Raw genomic sequence first — 14,829 nt, 5'->3', positions numbered from 1 at the left:
ATTATTAAAAATGAATACTCAAATTATTGTAAATAAACAGGTTCATGAATCTCGTATTGCTATACTCGAAGACGGCAAATTAGTTGAATTGCTTGTTGAAAGACCTGACCAACGCCGTATGGTGGGGAATATATATAAGGGCAAAGTCGAAAGGGTTCTTCCGGGAATACAGTCGGCTTTTATAAACATAGGTATGGAGAAACGTGCGTTTCTGCATATCTCCGATGTTGCCAGATATGATCCGTTTTCCGATAGCGAGATAGAAGAAGAAGAAGATAGCCAACAAAGAGTTCGTCCTCGGAAAAGGAGCCAGTTTAAAAATGACAATATCAAAGAATGGCTCACTGCGGGCGATGAAATTCTGGTTCAAATAACGAAAGAACCTATGGGGGCTAAAGGTCCTAGATGCACTACTGAAATCAGCCTTGCGGGGCGCTTTCTAGTATTGATGCCCGGACAGAAACATGTTGGCGTGTCTAGAAAAATCAGGTCTCAGCGAGATCGCTATCGTATTAGAAAAATTATTCGCGATATGAAACCCGAGGGAGCGGGTCTTATAGGCCGCTCTGTCGCCGAAGGTCAGGATAAAAAAGCTCTAGCTCGAGATCTGGAGTATCTTGTTAAGGATTTGGACAAGATAAAGCAAAAAACAGAAGTGTTCGAGGCCCCGGCGCTTATGTATAGAGATACTGGGATGGCCGCAGGGATGGTGCGTGACCTTTTCTCTATGGATATGAACGAATTCGTGGTGGATTCAAAAACGGAATATGAAAAAATCAAGGCTTATACCCAAAAGGTCGTTCCAAGTCTTAAAGATAGAATAAAACTCTATAGGGGAAAAAAGCCGATTTTCGATGCCTTCGATGTCGAAACTCAAATAGAGAATATGCTTAAGCGTAAGATTTGGGTTAGAAAAGGGGCTTACATTGTTATCGACAATACTGAAGCCCTTATATCGATAGACGTAAATTCAGGTAGGAACGTCGGAAAAGGAAAAACCTACGAAGATAATCTTCTGCAGGTTAATCTTGCTGCAGTGGACGAAATAGCCCGACAAATAAGGCTTCGCGATCTAGGAGGAATCATTGTTATCGATTTTATCGATATGGAATACGAGAAAAATCGCCAAACATTAATTGATACCTTCAGAAAAGCAATGTCCGATGACAGGGCTAGGCATAAGATACTCGATGTGAACGATTTCGGGCTTGTTATTTTAACACGTCAGAGAGTCCAGCAGAGCGTTGTCGAGAGGATTTCCGATACATGCCCTACATGTGGAGGTCTCGGTGTCGTTTTCTCAGCGGTAACTATTATTGCAAGAATAGAACGTTGGCTTATGCGTGCAGTTTCATCGAGAACTAAGAATTTCATCATTATTGTTCATCCGGTTGTAGCAGGGGAGCTTTTCGCAGAAAAAGCTGAACGCCTCAAGGAACTCGAGGCGGCATACAAAGTGCGCCTGGAATGCTTTGCTGATCCGGTATTGAGTCCCGATGATTATATCATTCTGGATGCCGACACTGGTGAAGAGATGACAGACGAGTTTACTGGCAACACAAATGGAATGGCATGAAAATCGCTAGTATATAAATCGTAACTTTCTTATTTACTGAATGTTATGGCGTTTAATTAATGTTGTTTAGGAGTTGACAATGAGCGGGTCCATGATAGGTAACACATGGCAAATGATAATGAACTCCGGTTTCTTCGGTAAGTTTATTCTACTTGTTCTTTTAGGATTATCCGGTTATTCATGGGCCATTATAGTTAGCAAAATCCGTCGCTTTAGCAAATTAACCAAAAAAGGGCAAAGGATTATGAAGCTTATCGGCAACCATAGGGGAGTCGAGATAATGCGCCTTAATCTTCCAATGCGCGATCATCCAATTGCGCTGGTTATTGAGAATATACGCCAAGAAATGGGACCTCAGTTTTTTGCCGGATCATCTAAAATCGAGGAAAGCTCGAGAGCGGCTTTATTCGAGGGTCTTACACAATGCGCCGAGGCTACTGTCGAGGAGGCGCTCGAAAGAGAAGAGCGTAGTGTCGATTTTCTTGCTATGACAGCAAGCGTATCTCCATTTCTCGGTTTACTTGGCACTGTATGGGGTATTACTCAGAGTTTTTGGGAGATCGGAAGTCAATCGAGCGCGAATATTGCCGTAGTTGCCCCCGGTCTTGCTGAGGCGCTTATTACAACAATCGCGGGGCTTCTAGTAGCAATCCCAGCCGTGATAGCATTTAATATATTTACTTCACAAATGAGAGCTATTGCCGGTGATGTCTCAAGTTTCAGTAAACGCTTTGTTAACCAACTAAAACGCGAATTATAAATGCCCAATTTCAAGGAAAGATATAAGACACAGATACAGATGAATATTACATCTATGATGGATGTTGTGTTTATGTTGCTTATTATTTTCATGATTACCGCGCCACTGATGCGCGCCGAAGTGGATGTGAAGCTTCCAAAATCCACAGCTGCAGTAGTGAAGGACGAATCGACAATTACGATCACTGTAACAAAAGACTCAAAGATATTCATAGGCAAAACGGAGGTTTCAATCGAATCCTTCCCAGAGGAAATCAGTAAAATAAAACAAAGGGGGAGAGTCGGAAGTGTTTCGCTCAAGGGTGATGAGGGGGTTAATTATGGTATTATTATGAGAGTTATCAGTTATATCAAAGATGCCGATATAGAGAATCTCGGGCTTGTGGCTGCGCCCGAAAAAAAAGGGAGATAGATAATGCGCCGCGAGCTTATTATTAGCTACGCAAGCCACATTTTGCTTATTCTCATTTTTATTTTTGTGAGTGCTTTCTCTAAGCCCAAAGAACCACCGACAAAGGTCTATTCAGTTAGGATATTAGCGGCACCGCAACCAGAAGTAATAAAAACTCCTGAGACAAAACCACAAAATGACCCTGAACCTGCACCAAAAGAAGTTATCGAAGCCAAGCCTATTCCAAAAACTAAACCTAAAACTACAACTAAACCTAAACCAAAGCCAAAACAAACTGAACAACCGGTCGCTAAACCAAAGGAAACTAGTCTATCAGGAGAGGGGCATATAACTGTCGATGGGGCATTTAATGATGATTTCTATTTAAATTTGATATATATGAAAGTATATAGGAACTGGGTACCACCAGCAACTTCAGCGCAGTTAAAAACGACCATTTATTTCAGAATATTGAAAAACGGAGAGATAGAAGGAGCTAAAGTAGAGAAACGAAGCGGTATGTCCTCCTACGACCAGCAGTCATTGAGGACGGTTTTATCATCGGTCCCGTTTCCGGAACTCCCAACCGATTATACTGGTGATCATTTAGGAATACATTTTGAATTTGCACATAATTTTTAGGATAAAATGAAAAGAAAGCTTTTTATATTTCTAGTTCTATTTGCAAGCTTCATGGCTCTCGCGCAAAGCGGTGATGCCTATCTTAAGATTTCCGATTACGGAAGTGGAGTTGTAAGGCTTGCAGTGCCTAATTTTGTTCCTCGATTCGATAACTATGGTGCCGAGTGGGATTCGACAATAGCTATACTCTCGAGTGTCCTGAGAAATGATCTCCGTTTTTCGCCCTTCATCGATGTTATTGATTCTGCGCTGTATCCACAAGATAATGTAGTAAATCCCAAGGATATGGACCCATTCGAGTGGGCGAGTATTAACGCGCATGCTATTGCACTTGGTCAGTTTGACACTGACGGAGTGAGAGTATCGGTCAAGATTGGCCTTTATTCAGTGAATTCCAAGGCTAAATTATATAAACACGACTATACTGCAAATGCTGTACAAGCTAGAAGACTAATGCATAGAATATCCGACGATATTCACAAGGCGCTGACCGGTGAAGAGGGTGTTGCACAGACTCAAATATCTTTTATTTCAAATAGGTGGGGCGATGATAACAAAGATATTTACATATGTGATTACGATGGTTATGCTCAACGCAGAATTACAGAATCGCTTTCGATAGTTTTATCCCCCGACTGGTCGCCCGGGGGCGATAAAATCAGCTACACAAGCTATAAAAACGAAAATCCAGATTTATATATATACGATATTTATAAAGAACGTGAAAGCATTATTGCAGAACACCCGGGGCCAAATATCACCGGCACATGGTCTCCTGATGGTCGTACTATTTGTTATTCCCGAATATCCGATGCAAATTCCGAATTATTCTTGATGGATGTTAGAACCGGTGAGGAATCGCGTCTCACTTTTACACCATATTCTATAGAAAATTCTCCTAGTTTTTCACCGACTGGCAGAGAGATTGCGTTTACTTCTGATAGAAGCGGAAGTCCGCAAGTCTATATTATGGATGTAATGGGAACTCATTGCAGACGAGTTACATATGAGGGAAGATATAATGATGGTGTCGATTGGTCTCCGAAGGGAGATAGGCTTTGTTATACTTCTCGAACAGACCAGGGATTTCAGATTGCGGTTATAAATGTAGCTTATGGAGACCCGGTATATGTTACCAGTGTAGGAAGTAACGAAAATCCATACTGGGCACCAGATGGTTACCATGTTGTGTTTTCGAGTAACAGAACCGGACGATATCAGCTTTATACTATGAATTGGGATGGAACAGATGTCCGGAGGATAACAAGTAGAGGTACGAATACTGCACCGACCTGGTCTTCAAGATATCGGTGGTCGTTCGATTAGTTTTGTTGAAAATACTGTTGATTTATAAGAAGTAAGTCCTATATTTCATTAGAATTTGGAGAAAAAACCCAAAAGAGGGGGAAAGAATGAGAAAAACTTCGATCTTACTGTTTGTGGTCTTTATGGTACTGACAGTTTTCATTGCGGGATGTCCCAAAAAAACACCGCCGCCACCACCACCACCAGTGGTAGAACCGCAGCAACCTGTTATCGAAGAGCCTATTGTCGAACCGGTTCCGGAACCGGTGATAGAGCTTCGAATTGTCTATTTCGATTATGATAAATACAATATCCGCGAGGATCAAGCTGCTAGACTTCTCGATAATGCCGAGCAATTGATGAAATTCCCCGGCGCTAAGGTTATTCTCGAAGGCCATTGCGACGAACGCGGAACTGAGGAATATAACATGGCGCTCGGCGAGAAAAGAGCTCGTTCTGTTATGAATTACCTCAATGAATACGGTGTAGCGGCTACGAGAATATCTACACGCTCATATGGCGAAGAGCGTCCATTGTGCAAAGAATCTACTGAGACTTGCTGGCAAAAAAATCGTCGTTGTGAGTTTTTAGAAGTCGAATAATGAATAAAAACTTCAAGATTCTCTGGGGAGCGGTAATTATACCGCTCCTCGTGGCGTTTTTTATTTTTGGATGTGCATCCAGGGCTGAGATAAAAGAGTTTCAGTATCAGATGGACTCGTTGAGTGTGACAAACCAGTTTCAAGCTCGAAATATTGCGCGGCTCGATTCTTTATTGGAAGAAAATATTCGTCTTTTGCGTGCTATAAGAGCGGAGAATACCTCGAACATGGGCTCTCTTCAAGAAGAGATGGTTATTGTTGAATCTATAATGCGCGATTCTGGCTTTAAGGTTAATTCTCTCACCGATAGAATTGAATCACTCAAGAACGATATAGATAAAAGAACCACAGTATCAATGGATTCTGATTCTGTTGCTATCGAACCGGTAGCGCGAGGCGACGAATTATATTCGACTGCCCTTCTCGATCTAAATCAGGGCAAATATGATCTTGCTGTAATGGGGTTCGAATCCTATTTAGAGCAATTCGAAAATGGTTCTCGCGCAGATGATTCTCGATATAATATAGGGGAAGCTCTTTTAGCTAAGGCCAATTTTATGGAGGCAGCTATAAGTTTCCTGACAGTTACACGTAAGTGGCCTGAAAGCGAATTAGTTCCATCGGCGCTTTACAAGGCCGCGAGATGTTATGAACAGCTCGATCAAATTGATATGGCGAGTAATTACTATAATAAGATAGTCGAAAGCCATAAATCGACTCCCGAAGCAGAGCTTGCAAAAGAACGTCTCGAAGAGCTTAAATAAGGCACAGTATTTTTATACACAGGTAATATGTTTCATGCCTCTAAAAAAAAGAGATATGAGAATATTCTCATTGTAAGGTTTTCTTCTCTTGGGGATATTGTTCTCACAACACCTGTGCTTGAAGCATTAAGAGCTAATTTCCCAAAAGCGCGTTTAACCTATTTTCTCAAAGAAGATTTCGCTTCGATTCTAGAAAACCACACCTCTCGGTGTGAAATAATAACCTTACCTGAGCAAGTTCGTAAAGACTCTAAAGCATATTTGGATTTTGTTGATTCTCTGTCAAAAAAACGCTTTGACCTCATTGTGGATCTTCAGGCTAATGGTCGTTCATATGTCCTTCGCAACCGATTAAATATTCCCTTTTTAAAAGTCAAAAAACACACTTTACGTAGAATCTCGATTGTCAAGTTTAAGGTTGGCGCCAGTGGACTTCCGAATGTCCGTGATCGCTTTCTTAATACGCTAAAGAGAATAGGGATTAGCGGTTCTTCAAACACCACTTCTTTGATGGTTACCGAGGAAGAATTGAATCAAGTAAGGAGTAAATTCTTTAAGAATAACGATAATAAACCGATTGCTGTAATTCATCCCGGTGCTAAATGGGATCTTAAAAAATGGGGGGGTGAAAAATTTGCTCGTTTGGCAGAAATGCTAACAGATAGAGGTTTTACTGTAGCGTCTTTCGAAGAAGTTCCTTATAAAAATTTTATTTGCCTCTATGGAACGACAATCAGAGAGATGATGGGATGTATTGCCTCTGCTGATGTTTTTATCGGTAACGATTCTGGCCCACTTCATATAGCCGAAGCCTTAGGCATTCCATCTGTTGGGATTTTCGGGCCGACTCACGAGTCTCTCGGCTATTCATCTGATTGGGCTGGAATGAAGATAGTTGGTCTTGATATTAAGTGTCGTCCATGTTCGCTTTATGGAAATGGTCGCTGTAAACCACAAAATAGAGAATGTATGGATGCTTTATCGCCTGATATTGTTTTTGATGCGGTTCTCGGTATTTTTAATTGGGGGAGGGGTAATGAAAAATAATAGAAGAGGATGGGATGGTGTAGTATTTATCGATAGGGATGGGACTATTATTGTCGATATTGGTTATATCGACGATCCTGATAGGATAGAGTTTTTACCTGGAGCTATCGAGGCTATCCATAAACTCAACTTGGCTGGTATAAAAGTAATAATGGTCTCCAATCAATCCGGGGTTGCCCGAGGCTTTTTCTCCATGGAAACCGCTAGAGAGGTAGATAGCAAAGTTATCTTGAGATTACGCGATAGGAATGCAATTATTCATGCTAGTTATTTTTGTCCTCATCATCCTGATGCTTCTGTCAAAGAATTTAGAAAGGACTGTTGGAACCGAAAACCAAATCCCGGCATGGTTGAAATTGCGGCTAATGAGCATTGCATTAATTTAAGGAAAAGCTATGTTATAGGTGATAAAATCAGTGATTTAGAATTGGCCAGAAATATCGGAGCAGAACCAATTCTTGTTAGAACAGGGGAGGGTGTTATCAGCGAAGCTAAGCTTAGAGAAAACGAAGCAATTGCCGTTTTCGATACTATTTCCTCATCTGTAAGCTATATTATCGGCAAAGTCAAAGGAAAAGAAGATGTATAAAGCCAAGTATTGGGAAACAGAAAAAGAAAACATTAGATGCATGCTCTGCCCGCATAAATGCCTTATTGCGGAAGGAAAAACGGGGATTTGCCGCGTGAGGGAGAATATTGACGGAGAATTAATAGCCAAATCTTACAATGAAGTTATCTCTGTATCTGTAGATCCTATTGAGAAAAAACCGCTGTATCACTTTTTCCCGGAATCGGATGTTCTATCTATTGGCCCTAGGGGTTGCAATTTTTCGTGCAGTTTTTGTCAGAATTGGCATATCTCTCAAGAGGATGGCAAAACACTCCACATTACACCAGAAATGATTGTTAGCGAGGCATTAAGTGAGTCTTCAGTAGGGATAGCCTATACATATACAGAACCGATAGTTGCCTTCGAGTTCGTTAGAGATATTTCTCAATTGGCGAGGATGAGAGGTTTACAGAATATCATGGTCACTAATGGTTTTATCAACGAGGAGCCTCTCGAAGAGCTTATTGATTTAATCGATGCTATGAATATTGACCTGAAATCGATGAATGATGAATTTTATAGAAGCATTTGTGGTGGCAAATTAAAACCGGTGCTCGAGACAATAAAACGTGTTGCCGCTTCAGATGTTCATTTGGAGATAACTAATTTACTTATAACCGGTATGAATGACTCTGAGGAGCAGATAATAAAACTCGTTGATTTCATTGCTTCAATAAATCCTGAAATTCCTGTTCATTTTTCTAGCTACCATCCCGCTTATAAGCTAGACTTAGCGCCAACACCCAACGAAACGCTTTATCGAGCCTTCGAGATAGCTAAAGAGAAGCTTCGATATATTTATATCGGTAATAAAATAACGAATTACGGAAGAAACACATATTGCCCTGAATGCGGAAACCTTCTTGTATCGAGAGAGGGTTTTTGCAGCCAAACAGTAGGAATAACTTCCGCTGGCAAATGCCAAAAATGCAATAGGCAGGTCGATATCGAGGGAAAGTGGAATCGATAAGGTTAAGGCCCTCACTGTTCGATTTATTCCCTATTATACTCGCTATAATAATAGCCTTAATACCTGTTTACAAATTTGCAGGAAATAGTGGAAGTGTGTCTATATACCATGAGAATACGCTCGTAGCTAATTTCCCGATCGACAAAGACACAACGATAGTGGTCGATGGATATAACGGCCCCTGGATTGTAAGTGCCCAAAACGGCTCGGTTTTTGTTGATGAAACGCACTGTCCGAAAGGAATATGCAAATCCATGGGTAGGATTTCCCGCCCGGGGATGGTGATTATTTGTGCGCCCGGCAAGAATGCGATTGTTATCGAAGGAGGGGGGACCAAACTCGATGCAACAACGCGATGATAACCGCCGCCTAGCTCTTTCGTCTATATTTATGGCATTGGGGACTGTTTTATGGGTTGTGGAAGAATTAATCCCAAAACCTATGCCATGGATGAAACCCGGCCTCGCTAATTGCGCTACTTTATTGGCTATGTTTACTGTAGGTCCACTCGAAGCTATTATTGTTGCTGTTGGAAGGGTCTTTTTGGGATCACTATTGCTAGGACGCATAGGTTCCCCGGGATTTATTATATCATTATCGGCCTCTATAACTTCCGCAGTAATGATGATAGCTGTTAGATATTCGAAGATTCGCTTCTCGATATTTGGGGTAAGTATCTTTGGTGCTATAGCTCATTCGCTAACTCAACTTCTTATTGCTGGAATGATGATTCATAACCTCTCGATCACCTCTAGTCTATTACCGCTTGTTCTTTTGCCATCGATTCCCTCTGGAATAATAGTGGCTTTTATCGTAATGCTAGTTTTATCGAGGACAAATATTCGCTCGATTGAGATTTAACTTGCCATATCGATTTAAAAGGTTTATGATAAGAACACTATGAGAATATTACTTGTTCAAACTGCGTTCATTGGCGATTGCGTTTTAACTACTCCTTTAATAAGGCGCACTCGCGAGGCCTTCGGAGATGAGGCCGTTATCGTTGTCCTCACAACTCCCGATGGCAAAGATGTTTTTGATGGTAACCCAAACATCGATGAGATCATGGTTTACGATAAAAGAAATTCGGACACCAAACTCTCTACACATTTTGGGATAGTTAACGATCTTATTACCCGGCATTTCGACATTGCAATTCTTCCGCATCGATCATTCAGAACCGGACTCATTACTTTTATGTCTCGTATTTCTGAGAGAATTGGTTTTTCAAAATCGGGGGGATCATTCTTCTACACAAAAAAAGTAGAGAAACCGAAAGATATGCCTGAACCTGAACGACTCCTCGAATTACTGACCGTTTTAGGACATGACCCAAAGCCCCACAAATTGGAGATATTCCCAGGGGAGGAGCGCAAAAAAAAGGCGAATACTATTCTCAAAAAATTTGGTCTAATCGAAAAACCATTTATTACAGTTGCTCCGGGTAGTGTCTGGGGCACAAAAAGGTATCCGCCCGATCTATATGCCGAAGTCATCAAAGGTATTTTAGATGAGAAGATTGCCGAAGGTGTGGTTCTTCTTGGAGGACCTAAGGATATTGGCCTATGTGAAAAGATTGTCGATAAGGCTGGGGACATGGCATTTTCAGCAGCAGGCGAAACGGACATTCTAACATCGGCAACTATAATAGCCCAATCCAAGGCATTTATCGGTAACGATAGCGGTCCAGCACATATTGCTGCGGCTGCTGGAACTGCGGTTATTAGCATCTTTGGCCCAACGGTGCCGGAGTTTGGCTTTGTTCCCTATGGGGAAAATGTAACCATACTCGAACCTCCTATCGAACTTAGCTGTAGGCCATGTGGCACTCATGGGAAAATGGAATGTTCTCGTGGTGACCATGGATGTATGGTAAGTATATTTCCAGATAGAGTAGTCTCGGCGGTTGCCAAAGCTGTAGCTAAATAACCCTCTTAAATTCTTTTTAAAGCGGCTTCATATCCAAGTCTTCTGAGGCCATAGGGATCACGAGAAATTCGCAATAACTTCAAAGCGCGTTCAATTCTTCCGCCAGCGTATATAAGCTCGCTATCCGCAAGTGTGTGTTCTAAACTCGCTAATGCGAATATCGTATATGCAAATTGAAACCCTTTCCATCCTAATTTGCCGTCACGTGAAAGACTGAGTGTTGTAAGTCCTCTTTCGAGGAAAGGCATCCCTTCAGGCATTTCCGAAGCGGCTAATGCTCGCCAAAGCGAAAGGCTGCAGGTTGTGCAACAATACCTTCCTCGATCGGAGTATGCCCTGAAACGGCGCGCACGACCGAGCATACCTAAAAGCCCTTCTCTCACTGAATTTTTACCGGGTCCAAGCCACTTGGAAAGCGCCCATAACGCTTCTTCTCCAAGAAGATGTGCTGTTCCTGCACGTGAATTAAGCTTTTCTCCTGTAGGGAGAATTGCGGAACGATAATCTTCCTCTGTAGGCGCTGCAAAACCAAGACCGTAGCGCCCTGGGTCTTTTTGACGCTTTATTATCCAGTTAAGTGCTACATTGACGAGTTTCTTGTCATTAGGGGTACCGGTTAGGCGGGCTAATTCAAGATTCCAAAGTGTTAGAGCAAGGCTTTCGTCGTTTAAAATCGATACTTTTCCGGTCTCGGTTGACATAATCTAATAGTTTCTTTATTCAGTTGGTTTATTGAGGTAGAAATATACATCATATTTATTTAAAAAGCAAGAATTGTAAATAACATTTTTCTTGAGAATGATAATACTTCAATATTTCAGTATTTTTCGGCAATTGTCTCTCGAAGAACCTTCAAGACATTGTTCATGTCGAAAGGTTTTTCTTTAAAGAGCCTGGCCTTCAATCCCTCCCGCGAAGCTTTAACCAAAGCGTGGTTTTCATCGTATCCAAATGCCGTCATAAGGATGACAACAAGATTAGGATTCGCTTTTTTTGCAGCTCTGAAAACCTCATATCCATTCGCGAAAGGCATTTTGATGTCGCTAATAACAGCTAAATAATCGTGAGATTTTTTCTCAATTTTCTTGATAGCTTGAGCGCCATCTGGGGCTGTATCCACGAGAAAACCATGGGCACGAAGGAAATCGGCAATACCCTCTCGAATAGTCATCTCATCATCTGCAACCAATATCTTTGGACAAACTCCATCTATCCCGCAAAACTCATGATGATGAACCTCGAAGCTGATTCCCAAATTTTTTGGAAGTTGAAGCATTTTTATGCCATCGAGGTATTCGTCAATCGATAATTCCTCGGGGGGATTGACAAGTATCTTAGTAAGCTTAGATATCCTCATGGCGTTGAGCTTCAAATCAGAAAGATATTCCGAAATATCCATTCGTGTTTTTTCATCAGAAAAATCGATTTTGCTATCATTGATCACTTCTTCAATATTTTGACCGCAGATGACCATAGATTGGATATAGTTATTAATATGGTGAGATAGAGTGACAGCTACTATCCTTATGGTTTCTTTCCTATTTAGCTCTTCGATATGTCGTTGAAGAGCCTTGTAAGGTCTTAAATCTTTGGATATTCCTTCTGTTCCAATGACTTCACCTTTTTCATTATAAAGTAAAGCCGCTGAAAGGCTTAAAGGAATAGTGGATCCGTCTTTAGCTCGAGCACTTACTTCAATAGATTGAACTTTGCCGTCATTCTCCTTCAAGAGATGCATTATCTTTCTGGCTTCGTCCTCGGATTCATAAAGGATTGTTATCGGTTTGCCTATAACCTCTTGTGGAGTATAGCCTAATATCCCTTCTGCACCGTTATTGAATATAACTATTTTACCATCGAAATCCGATGAGACTATAACATCCGTAGATGATTCTATGAGTCGCATAAGATATTGCTGCATTTTAAAGAACTTGCGTGTTAAATCGCTTCTCTCGATTATTTCGGAGGCTTCTTGCGCGAAAAGCTCTGTAACCTTCAGTCTTTCTATAGAAGGGAAGTCGCCATCGAGAGGATCGTCCACAGAGATGACTCCAAGTAGTTTTCCGTTAGCGCTACGAAGAGGAATGAACAGCATATCCGATGGATTCCAACTTCCTGCTAGACTCCTCTCTTCTTGAGTGCTTCTAATTCCGCCTAATTTAGTATTTAGATCGTCGCCATTTGGAATGAAATAAGATTTGCTGACTCGATAGCGTTCGGAAAGAACCTCCTGCCAAAGGCTACTCGGGATAGAAGGCTTGTTATGATGCTCTTTTATCTCCAATTCACTTAAACCACTATACCCAACATCTAGTCGCTTAAAATCAGAAGAAAAGAGGGATATTATAGCTCGTCGAAATAGGCATGCAGAGGTTATACCGTCTGCAATAAAAGTAAGTTGTTCATCCAGGTCATCGGATTTTAATACACGCGTTGTAATATCGAAAAAACTCAATAGTTGATTGGTGCGTTCTTCAACCAACTTTTTAATTTTTTCATTCTCTCTTTTTAACGATAAAATCTGTTTGTTTATTTGTTCTTCCATAATGTGAAAATATATAAGAATACCCCATCAATAGCAATGATATTAATAAATAAATACCTTTAAGTTCTCTTGCTTTTTAAATTGGCTTCGTTTAATTTTGTATTGCGTTCATAAAAATAAAAAGTATATTTGATAGAATTTTTGAACCAAAAGGGAGGAAAAGATGAACCTAAGACTGATTACACTAAGCGTTTTAATTGCTTTTATATTGAGCATATCGTTAGCTGTTTCCCCTTCGGATAGCATTCCGCCTTTTCAATATGATTTTGGCGTTCGAGCTAGAGGAACCGCAAATCCTCTTAATGGGCAATGCGATCTCCGATATGCCTCTGAGCTAACCAGTCCTATTTCGATTAGTAAACTCTATTATTCCACGGATGGGCAGAATTCATGGTCGAATGTTAATGCTATCCTCGATGAAGGAGATAGATACACGGCTGCAACACCATCCATAGCAGGAGATGCCCATTGGCGTTTCTATTTTGAGAGTGCTGAAACATGGGGTGGTCAAACGCCAGTTTATACAGGCACTTCTACATGCAGGCTCCCGATAAATTATTACACTATGTGGGATGATCCTGCGGGAATCGATTCCTCTGCTTATGGTGGCGGAGACTGGCTCGATATAATTAAAGCCGGCTTCTGTGTTTCCTCAACTCGATTCTATGGGATCATTATCAAGACCAATAGTGATTATAGGGAAACCGACGGCGAAAGTTGGGGCGGTATTGTTGACCTTTATGACGATAACTATGGATACCTTTTCTCGATAAACAATCCGGCTGTCCCAACTAGCAATGTATTTTATTCAATTGCGAAATGTAGGGCGGCAAACCCACCTGATATTGGTGGAGGAAGTGTTGAATTGGCTCCGGGTATTTTGAAAGTTGTAGATATGTCAAATATATATGCTATCGGTGATGCTGAAATAGTGGTTGTTGCCGAGACAATGTTTGTTTCATGCCTGATTAGCGACCTCACTGGCGATGCAGATTTTGGCACATGGCCAAATGATAAACGCTATCTTAATGTATCTGCACAAACAATGCATCTTCATATATGGGGCTATATTTGGGCTCTGAATACCCATTTCTATATGGCCGATGAAATGAAAAACGGTCATGCCTATTACAAAAACCCAATTGCAGAATGGAAATCCTCGCCTTCGGCGCCAAATACGCCCCCTGTATTAACAGGGCCATATGTAAATTATGATGCAGGATTGGATATTACCGAAGTCGGTATTACGTATCAAGATGCTGATGAAAACCCACCTGAATATGTAAATCTGGACATACTCGGAAGAGTAACATACCATTTACAAAAAGATCAAATCGAAGGACCTTATGGGTGGATCACTGGAATCTGGTATTCAGCTGAGATACCGGGTTATCATGGCTTTGGGGCTGATTTTACTTTTGTTGCATCCGATGGTATCGACGAGTTTATTCTTCCCGCCGGACCTATGTATGTCGATAGTGCGGAGCGCCCCGAACTTGCGAAACTTGTGTCAGTCAGTCCGAACCCATTTAATTCAGTGTGCAAGATAGAAGCTCCAGTGGGTGCAAGGGTAGAGATATTCGATATACGTGGAAGTTTCGTCGATGCGTTTAACATTGCCGATCAAAGCGGTGAGCAGTATTGGCAGCCCTCGGGCGACGTGACATCAGGAGTATATTACATCAAGGA

General features: G+C 41.3%; 16 protein-coding genes. 14 read left to right on the top strand and 2 right to left on the bottom strand.

The features are described 5' to 3' along the window. Positions 1–10: 10 nt before the first annotated feature. The 13 genes from KAH81_07370 (at position 11) to waaF (ending at position 10,595) form a co-directional block, all read left to right on the top strand. Positions 11–1,576 carry an Rne/Rng family ribonuclease gene (locus KAH81_07370; GenBank protein ID MCK5833473.1) on the top strand — a complete coding sequence of 522 codons (1,566 nt, stop codon included), beginning with the start codon at positions 11–13 and terminating at the stop codon, positions 1,574–1,576. Positions 1,577–1,655: 79 nt separating this feature from the next. Then, positions 1,656–2,336, top strand: coding sequence for a MotA/TolQ/ExbB proton channel family protein (locus KAH81_07365; protein ID MCK5833472.1), 681 nt, complete (start codon positions 1,656–1,658; stop codon positions 2,334–2,336). Continuing rightward, positions 2,337–2,747, top strand: a complete 411-nt coding sequence (locus KAH81_07360) for a biopolymer transporter ExbD (GenBank protein ID MCK5833471.1) — start codon at positions 2,337–2,339, stop codon at positions 2,745–2,747. Between the two features lie 3 nt (positions 2,748–2,750). Continuing rightward, positions 2,751–3,368: a cell envelope integrity protein TolA gene (locus tag KAH81_07355; protein MCK5833470.1), complete on the top strand. Its 618-nt coding sequence runs from the start codon at positions 2,751–2,753 to the stop codon at positions 3,366–3,368. A 6-nt stretch (positions 3,369–3,374) separates the two neighbouring features. After that, positions 3,375–4,694, top strand: coding sequence for a Tol-Pal system beta propeller repeat protein TolB (gene tolB / locus KAH81_07350; protein ID MCK5833469.1), 1,320 nt, complete (start codon positions 3,375–3,377; stop codon positions 4,692–4,694). A gap of 86 nt (positions 4,695–4,780) precedes the next feature. Continuing rightward, positions 4,781–5,275, top strand: a complete 495-nt coding sequence (pal, locus tag KAH81_07345) for a peptidoglycan-associated lipoprotein Pal (GenBank protein MCK5833468.1) — start codon at positions 4,781–4,783, stop codon at positions 5,273–5,275. Beyond that, the gene (locus KAH81_07340) at positions 5,275–6,039 is read left to right on the top strand and encodes a tetratricopeptide repeat protein (protein ID MCK5833467.1); all 765 of its coding nucleotides are present in this window, start codon (positions 5,275–5,277) and stop codon (positions 6,037–6,039) included. Before pal ends, KAH81_07340 begins: the two co-directional genes overlap by 1 nt. 27 nt (positions 6,040–6,066) lie before the next feature. Beyond that, positions 6,067–7,086: a glycosyltransferase family 9 protein gene (locus KAH81_07335; protein ID MCK5833466.1), complete on the top strand. Its 1,020-nt coding sequence runs from the start codon at positions 6,067–6,069 to the stop codon at positions 7,084–7,086. Continuing rightward, on the top strand, positions 7,076–7,675 hold the full coding sequence (locus tag KAH81_07330; protein ID MCK5833465.1) for an HAD family hydrolase: 600 nt from the start codon (positions 7,076–7,078) through the stop codon (positions 7,673–7,675). Before KAH81_07335 ends, KAH81_07330 begins: the two co-directional genes overlap by 11 nt. After that, entirely contained in the window at positions 7,668–8,666 is a 999-nt protein-coding gene (gene amrS / locus KAH81_07325) for an AmmeMemoRadiSam system radical SAM enzyme (protein MCK5833464.1), read from the top strand. Before KAH81_07330 ends, amrS begins: the two co-directional genes overlap by 8 nt. After that, complete coding sequence (locus tag KAH81_07320; GenBank protein MCK5833463.1) at positions 8,654–9,025, top strand: NusG domain II-containing protein; 372 nt, start codon at positions 8,654–8,656, stop codon at positions 9,023–9,025. Before amrS ends, KAH81_07320 begins: the two co-directional genes overlap by 13 nt. Next, a complete protein-coding gene (locus KAH81_07315) occupies positions 9,009–9,527 on the top strand; it encodes a Gx transporter family protein (GenBank protein ID MCK5833462.1) in 519 nt (172 codons plus the stop codon). Before KAH81_07320 ends, KAH81_07315 begins: the two co-directional genes overlap by 17 nt. Positions 9,528–9,566: 39 nt before the next feature. Further along, the gene (gene waaF / locus KAH81_07310; protein MCK5833461.1) at positions 9,567–10,595 is read left to right on the top strand and encodes a lipopolysaccharide heptosyltransferase II; all 1,029 of its coding nucleotides are present in this window, start codon (positions 9,567–9,569) and stop codon (positions 10,593–10,595) included. 5 nt (positions 10,596–10,600) lie between these two features. On the opposite strand, the gene KAH81_07305 is transcribed toward waaF, so the two are convergent. Together KAH81_07305 and KAH81_07300 are read right to left on the bottom strand one after the other, a co-directional pair. Beyond that, positions 10,601–11,296 (bottom strand): hypothetical protein, encoded by a 696-nt coding sequence (locus KAH81_07305; GenBank protein ID MCK5833460.1) that lies wholly within the window; start codon positions 11,294–11,296, stop codon positions 10,601–10,603. 116 nt (positions 11,297–11,412) lie between these two features. Next, positions 11,413–13,140, bottom strand: a complete 1,728-nt coding sequence (locus tag KAH81_07300) for a PAS domain S-box protein (GenBank protein ID MCK5833459.1) — start codon at positions 13,138–13,140, stop codon at positions 11,413–11,415. Positions 13,141–13,303: 163 nt separating this feature from the next. Here KAH81_07300 and KAH81_07295 point away from each other — a divergent pair. After that, positions 13,304–14,829, top strand: a 1,526-nt coding sequence (locus KAH81_07295) for a hypothetical protein (protein MCK5833458.1), incomplete at its 3' end; no start/stop codon positions are given.

It is taken from the genome of bacterium, from assembly GCA_023145965.1.
Taxonomy (GTDB): Bacteria; UBP14; UBA6098; order UBA6098; family UBA6098; genus UBA6098.
Note: the sequence above shows the minus strand (reverse complement) of the source record. Positions and strands in the feature narration are given on the sequence as shown.

What these genes read in the sequence shown, in the direction of transcription:
- KAH81_07370 (MCK5833473.1), top strand. Translation starts at nt 11, where the DNA reads ATGAATACTCAAATTATTGTAAATAAACAGGTTCATGAATCTCGTATT.
- KAH81_07365 (MCK5833472.1), top strand. Translation starts at nt 1,656, where the DNA reads ATGAGCGGGTCCATGATAGGTAACACATGGCAAATGATAATGAACTCC.
- KAH81_07360 (MCK5833471.1), top strand. Translation starts at nt 2,337, where the DNA reads ATGCCCAATTTCAAGGAAAGATATAAGACACAGATACAGATGAATATT.
- KAH81_07355 (MCK5833470.1), top strand. Translation starts at nt 2,751, where the DNA reads ATGCGCCGCGAGCTTATTATTAGCTACGCAAGCCACATTTTGCTTATT.
- tolB (MCK5833469.1), top strand. Translation starts at nt 3,375, where the DNA reads ATGAAAAGAAAGCTTTTTATATTTCTAGTTCTATTTGCAAGCTTCATG.
- pal (MCK5833468.1), top strand. Translation starts at nt 4,781, where the DNA reads ATGAGAAAAACTTCGATCTTACTGTTTGTGGTCTTTATGGTACTGACA.
- KAH81_07340 (MCK5833467.1), top strand. Translation starts at nt 5,275, where the DNA reads ATGAATAAAAACTTCAAGATTCTCTGGGGAGCGGTAATTATACCGCTC.
- KAH81_07335 (MCK5833466.1), top strand. Translation starts at nt 6,067, where the DNA reads ATGTTTCATGCCTCTAAAAAAAAGAGATATGAGAATATTCTCATTGTA.
- KAH81_07330 (MCK5833465.1), top strand. Translation starts at nt 7,076, where the DNA reads ATGAAAAATAATAGAAGAGGATGGGATGGTGTAGTATTTATCGATAGG.
- amrS (MCK5833464.1), top strand. Translation starts at nt 7,668, where the DNA reads ATGTATAAAGCCAAGTATTGGGAAACAGAAAAAGAAAACATTAGATGC.
- KAH81_07315 (MCK5833462.1), top strand. Translation starts at nt 9,009, where the DNA reads ATGCAACAACGCGATGATAACCGCCGCCTAGCTCTTTCGTCTATATTT.
- waaF (MCK5833461.1), top strand. Translation starts at nt 9,567, where the DNA reads ATGAGAATATTACTTGTTCAAACTGCGTTCATTGGCGATTGCGTTTTA.
- KAH81_07305 (MCK5833460.1), bottom strand. Translation starts at nt 11,296, where the DNA reads ATGTCAACCGAGACCGGAAAAGTATCGATTTTAAACGACGAAAGCCTT.
- KAH81_07300 (MCK5833459.1), bottom strand. Translation starts at nt 13,140, where the DNA reads ATGGAAGAACAAATAAACAAACAGATTTTATCGTTAAAAAGAGAGAAT.